9 protein-coding genes are annotated in these 16,526 nt (G+C 51.5%); 3 read left to right on the top strand and 6 right to left on the bottom strand.

Features of this window, described 5'->3' with window-relative positions; translation table 11 throughout:
* Positions 1–37 precede the first annotated feature (37 nt).
* Genes GSQ81_RS03170 through GSQ81_RS03180 form a run of 3 tightly spaced genes read left to right on the top strand, consistent with a single transcriptional unit; the run spans position 38 to position 2,952 of the window.
* Complete coding sequence (locus GSQ81_RS03170) at positions 38–814, top strand: SDR family NAD(P)-dependent oxidoreductase (RefSeq protein ID WP_158909258.1); 777 nt, start codon at positions 38–40, stop codon at positions 812–814.
* Positions 815–823: 9 nt separating this feature from the next.
* Positions 824–1,927 (top strand): mannonate dehydratase, encoded by a 1,104-nt coding sequence (locus GSQ81_RS03175; RefSeq protein ID WP_158909259.1) that lies wholly within the window; start codon positions 824–826, stop codon positions 1,925–1,927.
* On the top strand, positions 1,924–2,952 hold the full coding sequence (locus GSQ81_RS03180) for an L-rhamnose/proton symporter RhaT (protein WP_158909260.1): 1,029 nt from the start codon (positions 1,924–1,926) through the stop codon (positions 2,950–2,952). The genes GSQ81_RS03175 and GSQ81_RS03180 overlap by 4 nt, the downstream gene beginning before the upstream one ends.
* 66 nt (positions 2,953–3,018) lie before the next feature.
* Here GSQ81_RS03180 and GSQ81_RS03185 read toward each other — a convergent pair whose 3' ends face one another.
* From GSQ81_RS03185 to GSQ81_RS03210, 6 genes are all read right to left on the bottom strand, one after another.
* Positions 3,019–5,163: a DUF5054 domain-containing protein gene (locus tag GSQ81_RS03185; RefSeq protein WP_158909261.1), complete on the bottom strand. Its 2,145-nt coding sequence runs from the start codon at positions 5,161–5,163 to the stop codon at positions 3,019–3,021.
* Between the two features lie 80 nt (positions 5,164–5,243).
* Positions 5,244–5,936 (bottom strand): GntR family transcriptional regulator, encoded by a 693-nt coding sequence (locus tag GSQ81_RS03190; protein WP_158909262.1) that lies wholly within the window; start codon positions 5,934–5,936, stop codon positions 5,244–5,246.
* A 121-nt stretch (positions 5,937–6,057) separates the two neighbouring features.
* A complete protein-coding gene (locus GSQ81_RS03195) occupies positions 6,058–7,263 on the bottom strand; it encodes a tetratricopeptide repeat protein (RefSeq protein ID WP_158909263.1) in 1,206 nt (401 codons plus the stop codon).
* A gap of 19 nt (positions 7,264–7,282) precedes the next feature.
* Positions 7,283–9,070: a CRTAC1 family protein gene (locus GSQ81_RS03200; protein ID WP_254059959.1), complete on the bottom strand. Its 1,788-nt coding sequence runs from the start codon at positions 9,068–9,070 to the stop codon at positions 7,283–7,285.
* 122 nt (positions 9,071–9,192) lie between these two features.
* Positions 9,193–12,750, bottom strand: coding sequence for a polysaccharide lyase family protein (locus GSQ81_RS03205; RefSeq protein ID WP_254060045.1), 3,558 nt, complete (start codon positions 12,748–12,750; stop codon positions 9,193–9,195).
* Positions 12,751–12,840: 90 nt separating this feature from the next.
* Positions 12,841–16,149 carry a TonB-dependent receptor gene (locus GSQ81_RS03210; protein WP_158909265.1) on the bottom strand — a complete coding sequence of 1,103 codons (3,309 nt, stop codon included), beginning with the start codon at positions 16,147–16,149 and terminating at the stop codon, positions 12,841–12,843.
* Between the last annotated feature and the right edge of the window lie 377 nt (positions 16,150–16,526).

A 16,526-nucleotide genomic window follows, 5' to 3' on the forward strand; every position in this document is an offset into this window, starting at 1 on the left:
AGCGAAATTCTCAGCACGGCAGTTGAAAGTGAATCTCATGACCAGCATTGATCTGTGGCAAAAATCTATCCTGATTACAGGCGCTCTCGGTGCGATTGCCGAACATATCGTCCGCAAACTCAGTGAAGCAGGCGCCTTTCTTATTCTCACAGACGCAAAATCTGAGGCAGAAGCTCTTCCTGTAATCGAGAGTTGGAAGATTCGTCCCTCAAGGTACATCTATCGCCAGATGGATGTAACAAATTCAACTGAAGTAGAAGCTGTCGTCCATGACATGATAAGTCGCTACTTAAACCTGGACACTGTTTTGGGTCATGCTGGAGGGTGTGGACTTCATCCGTTCGCCGAAACGTCAGAAGCTGACTTTGATCGTATCTTCAAGTTTAATTACTTTGCACAAACTTATCTGGCACGCGCTTTCGTTTCGCAATGGGTGCGCCGCAAAATTGCCGGCCACCTGATCTTCACTTCATCCTATGTGGCCCAAATTCCTCATACCCGAATTCCGGCCTACGCTACAGCAAAAGCTGCATTGGAGCATCTGACCCGCTGCCTCGCCCTTGAGTATGCCCCGGCGGGCATACGTTTCAACGGGATCTCTCCAGGGAATGTGGCTGCAGGTAGCTCGCTCAAGGTCTTTGAAGAGGACCAGGAGTATCGAGAGTTCGTACTTCGCGTGGCACCCATGGGAAAGCGCAATTCGCCGGAAGCAATTGCGGACGCATTTGTATTTCTCTGCTCCGAGATGGCAGAGGAAATAACGGGTCAGATACTCCGAGTAGATTTCGGCGTCAGCATCCCGAAGATTGGATGATCCATCGATATGAAACTTGGGCTTGGCTTATATCGCCACATGTTAACCTCCGAGCACTATGCCTTCGCTGCTCAGGCTGGATGTACTCATGTAGTCGTTCACCTGGTTGATTACTTCAAAGGTAGTGCTTCAAACCCGGCCAACAATCAACCTACGGGCGGAAAAGACAGTCCGTGGGGAATGGCTGGAGATCCTGAGCATCTCTGGACACAAAAAGAACTTAGCGACTTAAAGACCGAGATAGAGGCGTCGGGGCTTCATCTTGAGGCAATCGAAAACCTCGACCCGGCCCATTGGCACGACATTCTGCTCGACGGGCCCAAGCGAGCCGCCCACATTGAGAATGTCAAGACCATCATTCGCCGGATGGGAGAAGCCGGAATCCCGATCCTCGGCTATAACTTCAGCCTGGCCGGTGTCTGCGGACGTATCCAGGGGCCATTCGCGAGAGGTGGTGCCGTATCTGTCGGTCTCGATGGACCTGTCGAGACACCAATTCCAAACGGCATGGTTTGGAACATGATTTACGATCAGCATGCCCCCGCGGGCACGCTTCCCTCTATTTCGCATGAAGAACTTTGGAAGAGAGTCGAGAGATTTCTCGAAGAGGTTCTGCCTGTTGCGGAAGAAGCCGGCGTAACGCTTGCTGCCCATCCAGATGATCCGCCTTTACCGACCATGCGTCAGCAGCCTCGACTGGTCTATCAGCCAGATATGTATCAAAGGTTGATTGACATCAATCACAGCTCCAGAAACGGTCTTGAGTTTTGCCTGGGAACGCTAGCTGAAATGAGTGACGGCGATATCTACAGTGCTGTTGATCAATATAGTAAGCAGCACCGCATTGCTTACATTCATTTCCGCAATGTTCGCGGCAAGGTTCCCAATTATAAAGAAGCATTTATCGATGATGGCGATATCGATATGCTTAGGATCCTGTCAATTCTTGACCGCAACGGATTTGATGGCGTTCTTATTCCCGACCACACTCCGCAGATGAGTTGTTCCGCTCCCTGGCACGCTGGCATGGCGCACACGCTGGGATTTATGCGTGCCGCGCTTATGAATATTGAAAGAGAACATCGCTCTCGTCAGCCAGGGACAATCAGGTGAATATTGGCGCGGGAATAGCAATTGCTTCTATCGCCGGGGTGATGAACGGCCTCTTTCCGCTGCCAATGAAAGCCAACAAGGTCTGGGCATGGGAAAACAACTGGCTACCGTTCAGCTTTCTATCTCTCGTGCTCTTTCCCGGAATCATCGCCTGGTATACCGTGCCTCAGTTTCCGCTGGCATGTCAGCATGCGAACCTTGCTGACATATTCGCAGCGATGGCCTGTGGTGCGCTCGTTTATACAGGATCGCTGCTATTTGGTATCTCCATCGTCTATGCCGGTCTTACCTTGAGCTTTGCTTTGCTCGTCGGATCCATGAATGCTGTCGGCATTCTAGTTCCCCGGCTGCTGTTCAAGCATTCCCTGCTGGGCTCGGCGGCTGACTGGCTTGTTCTCGCTGGTGTAGCGTTTTCAACCGTCTCTGTCGTTTTAGGATTTCTGGCTGGTAGGTGGAATAGAAAAACTCAAGAGGATGTGACTCAGGCTCCCTCAAAGCGTATTTTGGGTTCTATCCTGGCTACGCTCGGAGGAATACTTTCCGGCCTCCTGCCTGTTGCGATGGCAATGCCCTGGGAGCATCGTCTCTTCAGCTCTGCAATTCACTATGGCGACGCATCCTCGGTTGGAGCATCGAACGCCGTACTATCCCTGATTCTTTTCGGAGGAGCAATTCCAAATTGCAGCTACTGCATATATCTCTTATGGAAGAACCGCACCTGCCGTCATTACAGAGTGAATCGTTCTTATCTTTATTGGGGACTGGTCTTTGCCATGGCGATTCTCTACTCAGCGAGCGTGGCACTTTGGGGGATGGCGATTTCTCCTTCCCTGCTCGGGGCTTTAGGCTCCTCGGTCGGCTGGGCTCTGTTCGTCGGCATGATTGTTCTGAGCTCTACTACTGCTGGCCTGCTTCAAGGCGAGTGGAAGCAGGCCGGTATAAGCGCATGGACGGCACTTACCGGAAGCCTTGCATGCCTGCTTTCGTCGATGATCCTAATATGTATCGGCAACTACTATAAGTAAGCAGTTACCACTATCCAGCGCATTCACGAATGGGGTCGCTGTTTGTCCGGTCCGTAGTGCACTTAGTCATACCTTGATTACAAAGCGAAACCGCATGTCACTCTCGTACCACTGCGGAAAGGCAGTGCCCCAAAGATTGTTGTAGAGATTCACATGCACACCTTCTCGCATGTCCGGTTGTTTGTTATTAAAGTCCAACAGCGATCTCTGACCAGGAGCCACAAGGGCCGCGTCAAGCAATTCCAGCGTGAAACTTCCCTTTTCATCGCGATAGCTAACATCCTTGGTAACTGCGTGTAAATGGCGATTGCCGTTTTCGATTACATCCAGTGGAGATATCGGCTGATTCACCTTTTCAAACTGCCACCCATTTGGGTCAGGAGCATTCGGCGAGAAGGAAAACCACATCGCCTCTGCCATGCGGTTCGGTCGCTTCCGAAAGCACTGTAAGGTGATATACACAGCACGCTCGTTGTGCGGAAACGACAGTTCGACCGTCGAGTGTTCCGGCCAGCCGATTAAGTCTTCCAACGACGGATCAGGCTTCGGCATCTGCAGGTCTACAACAATACGGTGCCCCTTGGCATCCTCTCCGGCGCTACACCGCTGCAATTCGGGTTGCCAGGTTCTGCTCTCGGCCGGATACTGATTCATTCCCGGCTTGCCAAAATCATTGTCGGCAAACCGCTGCGTGTTGTATTGGGTGTTGAAACGCGCAAAGTCGGCGCTTGTAAATGTCTGATATCTGAAAAGTGCGAGTGGATGCTCTGAGGATGCCCATTCACGGCCCGTCTTCCTATCTCTCAGCTTTACGATCGCTCCATGTGCAGGATCGAGAGAAACATCAAAATTTGATGTTTGGAAATTGTTCGCAGGGTTGAACTCATTCAACGACTGCCTATCAGGAAGACTTGGCTTAAGGGCCTCCAGTCTGGAGTTTGCCTCTTGCTGCAATGCGGGAGGGAGTGTCAGCACGGCAATGTCCACATTGCGCCGCTTATCAGTCCACTCATCGTCCATCTTTTGAAACTCGGGTTTTTCAATCCTGGCTTTGCGAAGTTGACTGACGGTATAGATGTCCGGGTTCTTCAGGTACTGACCGGTAGAGAGTCCCCAATTATGCTCAGGCATCAGGATCAGCCTGGACGTAAATGCCATGTCCACTGTATCTCCCACATGGAGCCGCCCGTCGGCCAGCCATTCCTGCCGCAAACGGCATAACTCGCGATACCGTGCAACTTTGCCCGGATCGCTAGCCGGGCCATAAATCCAGGTGTCTCCAATCTCCTGAGTAACGACTGGCAGACGATCACGCACCTTACGCAGCGCCGTGGCAACCGTGCTCAGATTTGCGGCAACAATTCGCGCTCTGGGAAAGCGGCTGCGTAACGCTGCGTAATACTCTTTTACCTGCTGTGCAGTATGCGGACCGGAGTTGTCGATCGCGACTCGAATTGAAACTGCGATGTCCGTTCCCGGAACCGCCACCGTGCCACCATATCCCAGCGGATGATAGAGCACCATGACCTGCTCCCCTTTAGGATTGCGCCAGTTAAAGAGGTGGCAGTGTGGCTCCAGTGGCTCGGCACCCTCCGTTGTTGAACCAGCCGTCCCACTCGCGGGTAAGAAAGGCACATCAGGAGCCCTGCATCCCGGATTGTCACCGATATCCAAAAACTCAACGCCTGCTTCTACAAGGGGAGCAATCAATCCGCGGGTATGGCCTGGCACATCGGTTAGCTTGCCCGCGACTGTCTTCTTACCGAATCTCCGATCGAGAACCGTAGAGATATTTAAGGCAGATGAGATCAAAGAGCGGTCCAGCATCTCCGACTGCCACGTAAATGGCATCGCGTGCCAGGCGATGTCGCCGGCCAGGATGGCATCTTCCATTCGTTTGCGATCTTTGGTCGATGCCTGCTCCAGGTACTGATAGATCATCCATGACGCAATCGTCCAGACATACCGCTCTTCTCCTTGAGAGCTGCGGAATGCCGTTGCCAAATCCATTGCGCGCGGCAGATATTCATCAAAGTACGTCAGTAAAACATTTCGCTCAGTGTCCGTAAAACCGATATCGAGATGGCACATGGAAACGACATAAACAGTGTTTACCGTCTCATTGGATTGAACTTCCATTGCGCTTGCATGAGAAGCAAGCGGGCTGATGGAGGCAATGGTCATTCCTTTCAGAAAGTCTCGGCGATCCATATCTTCTCCCTATTTGCATACTGTATACAGAAATAATTGGTGCACTGCTGCCCCACAAGTCCTGCTTTAGCACTACGAGCTTATGTGAGGGGAATCTGCGTATGGGCCAGGCTGGAATAACGCTCTGGATTCGTATAACGATGGCGAAGGTGTTTTATAACCGCAGCTTCCGGACTCATATTTGATTTGCTTAGAATCACATCAAGGAGATCGCGGTGATGACGCAACGGCCAATGAAGTGAATTATGGGCCGTCATATAAGCAAGCGCCTGATGCGAGAAGAGGACCGTCACCAGGGAATTCAACGTCTTCTCCAGATATGAGTTTCCAGATGCAGCCCAAACTATCCGGTGAAATTCCAAATCCAATTTTGAAGCATCAAAGTCAGACTCCGTGGTCGTGCTCTCCATCTTTTCCACCAGCGCCTCAAGCCGCTTTTCATAGCTGGGTATTAGGTTCACGCGGCACAATTTGATGGCCTCAGCCTCAAGCACAATCCGCAGACTATTAATCTTTTGCACGTCCTCCTCGCTAAGCATGACAACAAACATGCCGCGACGAGGATGGTTCATCACCAATCCTTGCTCCTGGAGCTGAAATAAAGCTTCACGCACCGGAATCCGGCTTACTCCAAATTGCTGGGCGAGATGGGTTTCATTGAGCCGTTCACCAGGCTTGAAGACAGCCGTCAGAATTGCATTGCGGATTCGCTCGACGACATGAGTCTTTAAGGTAGCTACGGGGAGCTCTGAGAGCTGGGTTGTGGGGGGCATTCAGTTACAACTCTCCTTCAAATCAATCATCAATATGGTTTACAGTATACGATATATCTATCGGCTATTTTTCGGCCAATGTAGCGTGAATGCAACCAGGCAATCCTGCGATCTGAGGAACTTACGGGCCTCCCGACAGAACTTGCTTGATTCTCCGATCACTAAGCTCATTAACAGTGTTCGTCGTCTGTTGTTGTAACTGTTGATAAAGAGCCTGCGCTTCCTTCTGCTTACCGACGGCAAAATACGCACGAGCCAAATTATAGGTAGCACTCCGCATCGTAGGATCGATCTTGTGGGCTATCTCTAAATCCACAACCGCCTTCTGTGAATTCCCTTCTTCTAAAAGAAGCTTCCCGCGCAGTGTGCGAGAAGGCACAGAATTTCCGTCGAGCCGGATCGCCATATCCAGTTGGGCAAGTGCCTCGGTCGGTTTCGTTGGATCGAGTTTCAACATGCATTCGGCCAATAGGTACTCTAAATCCGCACTGCTGACCCCGGCATCCATTGCACTCCTTAGATCGGCGGCCGCCGCTGCATAGTTGCTCAACTTGTAGTCGGTTAGTGCCAAAAAGAATCGCGGATCCGTTTTTTCGGGCGAAGCTTTCACTGCGTTATCAAAGTCATCACGTGCCTTGTCCAACTGGCCCAGCAAGGTCTCCGTGGCGCCACGAACGACAAACACCTCTGAATTATTCGGAAAAACCGCGACACACTCTGTCGCCACTTTTTGCGCTTCAGCAAACTGTCCGGCATCGGTTAGCAGCGTTATCAGATTCAGGTAAGAAAATAAATCTTGCGGATGCTCCTGAATCTGGCCCCGAAGAAGCACGTATGCATCCTGATATTGGCCTAGCTTTGCATACGATACAGCGAGAAGATTTACACAGTCAGGGTTAAGCGCTTGCTTATTCTGCACTGCTTTAAGGCTCTTGATCACCGACGGATAGTCGCCCATCTCGAACTGGCCAAACGCGACCGCATAGGCATGTGTTTGGTCGTCGGGCACATCCGCATCGACGGTCGCAAAGAGCCTGAGAGCTGTCTTGAAGTCATGCATCCTGCCATAAGACCAGGCAATATTAAAGGTTTCGATCTGCGACAGATGCACACATTTCTCCACCCTCTGCAGCAGAAGCTTAGCTTCTGCATCTCGATGCAGCTTCAAAAGCTCATCGACACGGCGCAGCGTGCCGTGCACGTCGCAAACGTTCTCGTTTTTCTGCCCGCTACTCTGCGCCCAAGTGGGACTGATAGCGCCGGCAATGAAGATAAAAGTCAGAGTGAGACAGACTCGGCAAATGATCTGCCAACTGCGCCGCTTCACGCGGCCCCCCACCTCTGCTCTAAGTCTTACGGAACTGTGTTTTGGCAATAATCCCCTTGCCTTCCTGCACTGTAATCAGTTGATCGGCCTTGACGGCTTTCAGATGCTCAACCTCGCCACTAGGCCAGAATACGTCGATATCCACCTGCTGTGCATCGCCCAGCCCGAAATGGAGCCGCGAATCATTGACAGAAAGATAGCTCGACTGGCTGGCCAAAGTTTGAGCATTGCTTTTTCCACCGTAGTGAGCCACAACCCGCGCCCCAATCGCGCTTCGATTCGATTTTGTGCCGATCAGCTTTACTTTGACCCAGTGATAGTTACCTTTTATGTCATTCCGCAGCAACGATGGCGGCTCGTTCATATTCACAATCAGAATGTCGAGATCGCCATCATTATCAAAATCCCCAAAGGCACAGCCTCTGCTGGAGTGGGGTGTCGTGACCCCTGTACCTGCCTGCTGACCAATCTCCTCGAACGTGCCATCGCCCAGATTTCTGAACAGAAATCTGGGGCCTTTATTCGGATATTGGGAAAGCTTTTTCTCTACTTCAGGATAGACACTGCCAGTAACAAGAAAGATGTCAGGGTCTCCGTTATTGTCCAAGTCGACAATCCCCGTTCCCCAACTGGTGTAACGCGACTCTTCCGCGATCCGGCTGGCTCGCGTTACATCCTGAAAATTGGCATGGCCGTCATTTCGATACAGGTCGCTTGTGTCATCTGAAAAGTTTGTCTTGAAGATATCAAGGTGCCCGTCACGGTTATAGTCACCCAAGCCAATTCCCATCCCGGCCTGCTCGCCCCCATCTTCGCTCAATGCAACACCGCGAAAAATTCCCTCTTCCCGAAAGGTTCCATCGTGATTGTTCATATAGAGGAGGCTTGGCGTGGAATCGCACGCCACATAGATGTCCTGCCATCCATCCTCGTCAAAATCCGCTGCGACGACGGTCATCCCGTAAGCGCGGCGCGGACCGTCAATCTTGGCCTGCTTCGTTACATCGGTAAACGTTCCGTCGCCATTATTGCGAAAGAGCACATGCGCTCCAGGAAAGCTCGGGGGCAAACCTCGCGGCCCACAGTTTACGGGAATACCTTTCCAGTTACAGTTCACATCGCGTTCCGGTGTCGGCGTGGTCTTTAAATCAAACTCAACGTAAGTGGAAAGGAACAAGTCCAGATTCCCATCGCGATCGTAGTCAATAAATGAGCATCCAGCTCCCCAACTAGGAGGATTAGTCGGCAGCGCCAAGCCAGCCTGTTGTGTTACATCTGTAAACGTTCCATCGCGGTTATTGCGATAGAGTTTATTTTGTCCGTAATAGGTACAGAACAAATCCTCAAAGCCATCGTTGTTGTAGTCCCCAACGCATACGCCCATAGCCCACTCGGATGAGCTCAAGCCGGCCTTTTCCGTGACATCCGTAAATGTTCCGTCCCGGTTGTTCTTGTAGAGCCGGTTGCCGGTATTTGCCGGAGTACCGTTCAGGCGCATTCCCGAAAGGATAAAAACGTCCATCCATCCATCGTTGTCATAGTCAATGAAGGCACAGCCGCATCCATCTGCTTCGAGAATGTACTCCTTATGATCGACGCCGCCATAGATGGTCGGAAATGTCAGGCCTGCACTCTCCGCCACATCGACAAAATGAGCGTCGAAGGGACGACCTGACGGTGCGGAAAGAGCCCCTTGCTTCAGGCCTCTGGTTGCGACCTGGCCAAGGAGCTCCATACCCCACGCGCTACCGGATAAGTAGAGAAAGCTGCGACGAGAAAAACTCATGCGTGAGGAGAATACCTCCAATAGCTCATTGGGAATGCTTCAGACAAAAGATCAAAGAACACTGAGTGTCAGTTGAAGCGTAAGTCCATGCAATCCCTTCCACATACCTTTTACACGCAATTCGATATATTCCGCTAGTCCATTCAATCAACCTTGCATGCATCGGACCCGACGATCCGAATCGAGGCAATTTCATGCGGGTGGATGACAAAGCTGAAAGCATGATCTCCCGACAGCGAAAGTTTCTCCCCATCCTTCTCCACAGCATTGCCCTGCCACGCCTGTTCAATATGCAGGAGTGGGACCCGAACAGTTACCGTTCGCTGATCGCCTCCCATATCAAGAAAACGGAGGATGGTGCCGTTGCCGTCTTCTGCGGGCTTCCAGGTCTCGAATAGGACATTAGGATCATCCACGTTTAGAAAGCTGTCTTCCTTCGGATCGAGGATGCATGGCGAACCGGAGCTGGCAACCGAACCCGATGGACTGGCGTTGTGATCTTCTCCTTCGGGTGACGAGAGTGCTTTGTCCTGCGTGGTGACGATGTCCGCTTCCAGCGGAGTGATCTCCTCCCACCCCAGACGGCTCAACTCAGACGCATTGGTGGAAGACGCGCTCGTAAGGACGTAGTGAAATTTAAAGTGTCCCCCTTGTCCGGCTCGATAGTTCGTGTCCCAGTAGTTGTTCATAATGTAAGAGAAGACAGAACCGGGGCGGTCGCCAAAATGATCCGGCCATTCCCCTCGATTGATGTCGCCAAACGTCGCCAAGCCTGCATCCAGCGGAAGTAGACTGACAGAAACGCCGCCTTCCTGCAATGCAATCCAGTGCTGAACAGAAAACCATTCATGCCCGGCGCCCGGATACATATCTTTCACCGGGTTAACTACTCCGTTTTGAACCTCGTATTTAAACTCTGGATGGTTCATCGCGAATGGGAATGCAAAATATACGCCCTCTTTCGTGTCGACATCTTTCTTCTCCACATCCTCGACAAACTCAATCTTCTTTGTTCGATTAAAAAGTCGAATCTCGCTGGTTATAGCGGGAGTGTTAAGGTCGCGGCTCTGCATACGCGCGACCCACCCATAAGGCATCCGAGAGACGGAGACTAAGCTGCCCCCTTCTGCAGGATGGACCTCCAGTGCGGGCTTCGGATAAACGTGGCTATACTGCAAAATCGTGTTCGGAGCTTTATCGCCACCGGTGACGTAAAGATACTGTCCAAAGCGATATGGGCTGCTTTCATTTACCAACTCGTGGTTCAGTTGCTTGTCATAGATGCTCTTGACTGCTCCTGTCGACGGATCAAGTGTCACACGATAATAAGAATTCTCCATCGTTAGACTCTGTTGGGTTGCTGTAATCGGTGACGGAGATGTTGATGGCTGCATCTTGTAAACTTTGTATCCGACCGCCGGAATATCTGTAGCCACAAACTGAATGTGATCAAAGTTTGGCCCACTTTGGAGAATTTTGAATGGGACCTTCTGATCGGTTGTTGTGTCAACCAGCTCGGATTTCTTGTCAATATCAATCGAAACCAATCCGCTCCGTTTCCAGCTAAGACTGTTAAAGATGATCACCTTCCCTGCCCCAACCGGAATGGCGCTGGTCAGGCTTGCCATGGTGTTCTGTGTGATGAAATCAGCGAGAGCCTGTGCATTTACGGCATACTGATCCTTTACGGCCAGTTGTTTAACCGCCTCCATGCTGGTCGAATCAGAGATGCTGTTGTACGAGTCCCACGTATGCTCATCCATCAGGACCATGTTTCTCCACATGCGATCCAGTGCGCCCTTATCGGCTCGCGTGTGCGGATTCACGATCGAAGTGAGCGTGGCAAATTTTTCCGCTGTCGGGGCTCGGCCCTCGTTCCAGCGCTCCATTCCAGCGTAATAAGCGTCCGATGCAATTCCGTCTTCCCAGTAGGGGCCGCCATCGCCGCGAATGGTCGGAATGTTGCTACCAAACTGCTGCTGAATCGACTGAAGGGCGTCGTAAAAGCCGGAGTATTTCAGATGCGGATAGGCATAGGTTTCATTCCATTTTTGCGCAAGTTGCGATTGCTGTGGAAAGAGGTCCGTGTTCTCGACTTGAGTGCCGTACATGATCGTCTCATCAGCAACATAACCCGGATGCTCGTACATCTGCAGGAACAATGGCAGCGTGTCGCGTCCAGCATCCAGTACCGGAGGTAATCCAAAGATCATCTGCATCTGCTGATAAATACGCGAATACCACAGTAGAACTTTGCTTCCGTCCGGCCCCTCCCACCACATCGGCGAATTTTCGTTTAACCGGCACTGAAGCAGAACAGGAGCGCGGTAGTTATTGCTTCCGCCGGCAAGATAGTGGATTCCCGCAGCCGCCAAAACCGAAGCATATGACCACGAATAGGAAGGGACATCGGTAATATTTGCGTAATTGAACGGCGATCCGTGTTCCCGGCTGAAATTTGCGCTTGGGTAGAGAGAGCGAATCAATGTCTCAGACGTTGGAAAGCCCGTCAGCAGATTCGCATACTGCGCGGGCACATAGAGCTTTTTCTCCTGCACAGCCTTGATCGCACGAGCCTGATCGGCAGCAGTATGTGTCTTCAGAAACTGCTCCAGATCCCATGCTCCATCCAGGCTGTACCTGAAATTAGGATTCTGATCGATCATATCCAGCGCTTCGTCAATGTCGCGGCTCTGAATTGCTGCTACCTTCGGCTGGTAATCTGAGTAGCCCACATCCACATGGATATGCGGCACGATGAAGATCGTCCATTTCTTTTGTGGATTGATGGTTTGATCACTGTGCTGTGGATGCCCGTCACTCTTCCAGGTAAGTTGAGCATGCGTATCTTTCGTAAACTCAGGCACTAAAAAGCTCAACTTCTCTTCGCCGAGGTCCTGATTACCTGGTACGGTTTGGCGATAGGTCTTGCCGTTGACTGCCAATTCAACTTCGTCACCAGTCTTAAATGATCTTGCAGACTGGATAAAAATGTCGACTTGTTCCTTGATGCTGCCGCTCTCTTGACGGAAGAAGATTGTAGGCACAATTAAAGCTGAAGAAGCATTCGGGGTACCCGCACCGGTCACATGATCAAGTTCGATCGCATCATATGTGAGACTTGCATCCGGCACAGCCTGATCTGCCTGCTCAACAACCTGGAACGTAATTGTGTTTTCGCCACGCTTCAGATAGTTGGCAGGAAATTCGAGTGTAGTTTCAGCATGTGAAAATGCGGGGTAAAAAGAATCGCCCTGATCGCCGTTGCTGTAATCGAGCTTGGGATGAAGGTAAAGCATACCGCGCCGTCCGTTAATGTCTATGCGGAGAGCGGGCACACTGGCAGCCTCGATCAATAAGGATGCGCGCAACCGATACGTGCCCCCCGGCGTGGTATCGATAGAAAAGCGGATCGCCCTGGGTGCGGAGGGAACATCCGCCCTTGTCTGTACGGAAGCAGAACTCAGCACCGCTGGCTGCGTTGCGTACCACTCCTTTGCCGGGTCGCTTTGCCCGACAACGAAGTTCACTGGCTGCTTCGGACTGTCTGATGCGAACTCGAATGAAGAGCGGTCGAAGCTTCCCAGTTTAAAGATGATGGCATCCTGGTTACTCTTGTTCGTATCCCCAAGGGCACTGTAGCCCGCCAGTAAACACAACCCAAACAGAACAACACCTGTAACTGTTTTCTTATTAAACATGGCCACCGATCTCTCCACTACCTTCTTTTCACGAATAGGCTCGCGACAGAAAAAATGAAGGGCCGCCTATAAAGGGCGGCCCAATTACAGTTAGAACAATACCTTCAGCGCAAATTGTATCTGCCGCCCGGAACCCGTAGCGCTCAATATCTTGCCGAACGTCCCATCTGTAATAGAGTTGTCGGGGTTGGAGAGGTTCGTATGGTTGAAGATATTGAAGAACTCCGACCGGAATTGAAGGGTTGAATGCTCGAACAGCGGGAAGTTCTTCGATAAGTTCACATCGAAGTTGTCATACCGCGGCCCGACGAGATCATTTCGATGTTCGTTTCCGAACGTATATTGCGCAGGCTGAGTAAATGCCAGCTTGTTGATCCAATCTGTCCGTGACTGTACAAAGTCCGAGCCAGCATAAGGAGCAGCATTTGTTCTTTCTGCGCGCTGTCCGGGTGAGCCCGTATTGGCAATATCACCGCCGGCTAACACATTGAACGGCGAGCCGGAATTCAGCGTAACGATCGAACCAAGCATCCAGTCGCCTGCCACGCCCTGTACCAATTTATTAGTTCCATGCAGATATGCTTTGTCTCGGCCGAAAGGCAATTGATAAACCTCGGTCAGAACAACCATGTTCGTTTTGTTATAGTCCGATGGGCCCCAGTCCATATGCAGATTATAGAAATTCGGCTCCGAATTGGTGTAAGGATCCGATTGCCAGTCCAGAGACTTCGACCACGTATAGGATGCCTGCAAAAGTAATCCATTGCTTAAGCTCTTTTGCAGTTGCGCCTGAAGCGAATTGTAGCTCGAAGGCATTTCGTTCCATGAAAACGAGAATGGACCTCCATATTGGGGGAACGGTTCACGGGCAAGCACTGGCCCAGCTCCCGGATAGAGTGCCGTGTTTGCTTCCGGCACAATATATTGATGCCGTCCCAGCGAACCAACGTAATCCAGTTTCAACGTAGTCGACGCCGACAGTTGCTGTTGTACTCCAAGGTTGTACTCCAGCACATATGGGATTTTGTTGTCGGGATCGGCTCCGTAGCTCGCATAAGGAGCCAGCCCTCCCAGCAGTGATGACGCAGGTGGAAGATTATCCAAATACGTGGTCGGAATCCCAAGATCCAAGCTGGTTAGATTCGCCGCAACGCCACTGGGCCATGACAAACGGATGTTCTGATTTTCCTGGATGAGTGTGTTGTTGTGATCGTCCAACATTGCAAATGCGCCATGCAGGACCGTGCGATCCGTGAACTGATAAACAAGCCCAAAGCGGGGTTCCCATCCGTTGTATTGGGGATTGAAGAATCCCCGAGGTCCATTAGCCTCAGGAATGCTGGGAGGCACAGCCCCTGTAACAATAAACTGCCCGTTCAAGACATTCAAGCCGGAAACAATTTTGTGATAGTTCGGCGGACTGACGTAGTCCCAGCGAATTCCCGCAGTCAGCACAAGCTTCTTCGTAGCCTGCCATTGATCCTGAGCATAGAAACCGTACCAGTTTATGGTTTGATCTGCTCCGGTGTTCCCAAGCCATGGGGTATAACTATCCAGCGCCCCAAGCAGGAAGCTGGCTCCGCCATAGCCCGTCGGTCCTGCCGTACCATCCTGAGAGGTGGCATTCTGCGTGAAGTTTGCGCCAGCCTGCCAGCCGTCATCGTAACTGCGAAGGTGATAATACATCCCTCCCACACCCAAAGTATGATTCGAGACTACCTTTGATAAATCGACGTGATAGTCCATCGCTTCCATGGGGCCAAGAGGAACCGCAAACTGGCTCGTTCCAGTAAATCCGTTTGCGATGCTCAGCGCCGGAGCCAACTGTACTCCGTCGTGGACCGGGAAGGCATCTGTCGAATTGATCGATTGAGCAAAGGTGGTTCCGGCGGCCTCGTCGGTGTCGTCATAGTTGATGTAGGAATACCCATACCGGAAGTTCAAAATCGTCTTAGGATTGAATACGTGGGTATATCCAAGCGCTGCCTGCTGCCCATAGTTAATGAGTAAATGCGAATACGTCGGTAGACTCTCCGGCGTGGTGAGCGTCTGCTTCGAGCGATTGAACCGCGCAAAGATGATGTCATTTGGGGTAAGTTGGTGGTCCAATCGAATTCCAAAAACGTCGCTGGCAGTGTTGCTTGCTCCCGAAAATTGGTAATTAGGAAAAACATTGTCAGCAACATTAAGATTCGGCTTTGGATAGTACTTCTGGAGATAGAGCAGACTGGCCTGATTGATTCGGCCAGTGGGAACTGCGTTGCCCTGGAAGGGATCGCGCAGATATTCTCCCGGATTGTTTGGGTCTGGTCTGCTGGTCTCCGGATCATAGATTTCGCCTGAATATTCAGGACGCCCCAGGCTATCTGTTCCTATCTGGCTGCCAAGCACCGAAGAGAAATTCCCCGCGATCATGTCAGGAGTCAGAACGCTCGCTAAACGGCTTGACGTTTGAGCAGAGCGAAACCCTTCCCAGTACAACGAGAACCAGGTATTGTTCTTTCCGTTGACCACCTTCGGCAGCATGACAGGACCGCCAAAATAAACCCCGTACTGATTCTGCCGATAAGGCAGCCTGGTTACATCGGGGTAGGTCTGCGCATCGAGCGCATCGTTTCGGAAAAATTCCCAAAGAGCGCCGTGAAACGTGTTCGTTCCGGAGCGCGTCGCAACGTTGATGTTCGCGCCGCTACTGATGGAAAACTGTGCATCGGTGATATGCGACTGAACGTTGAACTCCTGGATGGCATCCGGCGGAGGCGCGATCACCCAGGTATTCGTGTAAATCTGGTTGTTCAGGATACCGTCCATCGTGAAGTTGTTCTGCTCGCCGCGCTGTCCATTCATGGATGGACTGATTCCACCAGCACCGAGTGCAACCACAAAGCCGCTCTGCTGGCCATTTTCCACGGGCGATGCTCCCGGAGACAGCAGGGCCAGTTGCGTGAACTCGCGTCCGTTCAGCGGCAGATCAATAGTTTCCTCATGATTCACGACATTCGTCAGGGTCGCGGAAGTCGTGTTCAGCATCGGAGGAGCGGTCGTGACCTGCACAGTCTGTGCAGCAGACGCTAACCCCAGCTTGAAATCCAGCGTGAGGCTTTGGTTGACCTCCAACTGAACGTTCCGTTGGTTTTGCTGGCCGAAGCCCGCCGTCGTTACAACAATGTCGTAAACTCCAGGAGCCACCTGAGGCACAATGTAGTGCCCATCCGGCCCGCTCGCCGTGGCTCTCTTTATGCCGGTTCCCTGGTTTGTGATCTCGATCTGAGAATTCGGCACGACCGCCCCGCTTGGGTCTGTCACGGTGCCGGTTATGAGCCCGTTCGTGGTCTGTGCTGGCGCGCAGAGCACGAAGGAACAGCTAATCAAAATTAGTAAAGCGACTCTTTTCATCATCTGATGCCTCCCATAATTCCGAGTTTTGCTATGCACGAATATCTGTATCTCTCAGAGTTAATTTGCATACTGTATACAATCTTTACAAGCAATTTTATTTGTCGTCCGTTTCCGTCAACCGCAGCGAACAAAACCACGACATCAATACCGAACGAATACTACTCCATCAAAAGATTGATTGTCCATATTGCAATCATATTTAATGATTTAAACTTCATGATAGATGAGACATACAAACTACACATTGTTCTACCTGAAAACAACGTCTGCACGTCCCGTCGGCCATCGCCTCGGTTAATTCCCCTATCTGGCTGTCTGCTCGCGCTTTGCGAGAATTGATCTCGCCAGCCGTAAGTAGCATTTTTGAAACCGAGAAT

The organism is Granulicella sp. L56, assembly GCF_009765835.1.
Taxonomy (GTDB): Bacteria; Acidobacteriota; Terriglobia; order Terriglobales; family Acidobacteriaceae; genus Edaphobacter.

Bases quoted from the DNA above. Each gene is read 5' to 3' on its own strand.
- GSQ81_RS03170 (WP_158909258.1), top strand. From the start codon at position 38: ATGACCAGCATTGATCTGTGGCAAAAATCTATCCTGATTACAGGCGCT.
- GSQ81_RS03175 (WP_158909259.1), top strand. From the start codon at position 824: ATGAAACTTGGGCTTGGCTTATATCGCCACATGTTAACCTCCGAGCAC.
- GSQ81_RS03185 (WP_158909261.1), bottom strand. From the start codon at position 5,163: ATGGATCGCCGAGACTTTCTGAAAGGAATGACCATTGCCTCCATCAGC.
- GSQ81_RS03190 (WP_158909262.1), bottom strand. From the start codon at position 5,936: ATGCCCCCCACAACCCAGCTCTCAGAGCTCCCCGTAGCTACCTTAAAG.
- GSQ81_RS03205 (WP_254060045.1), bottom strand. From the start codon at position 12,750: ATGTTTAATAAGAAAACAGTTACAGGTGTTGTTCTGTTTGGGTTGTGT.
- GSQ81_RS03210 (WP_158909265.1), bottom strand. From the start codon at position 16,149: ATGATGAAAAGAGTCGCTTTACTAATTTTGATTAGCTGTTCCTTCGTG.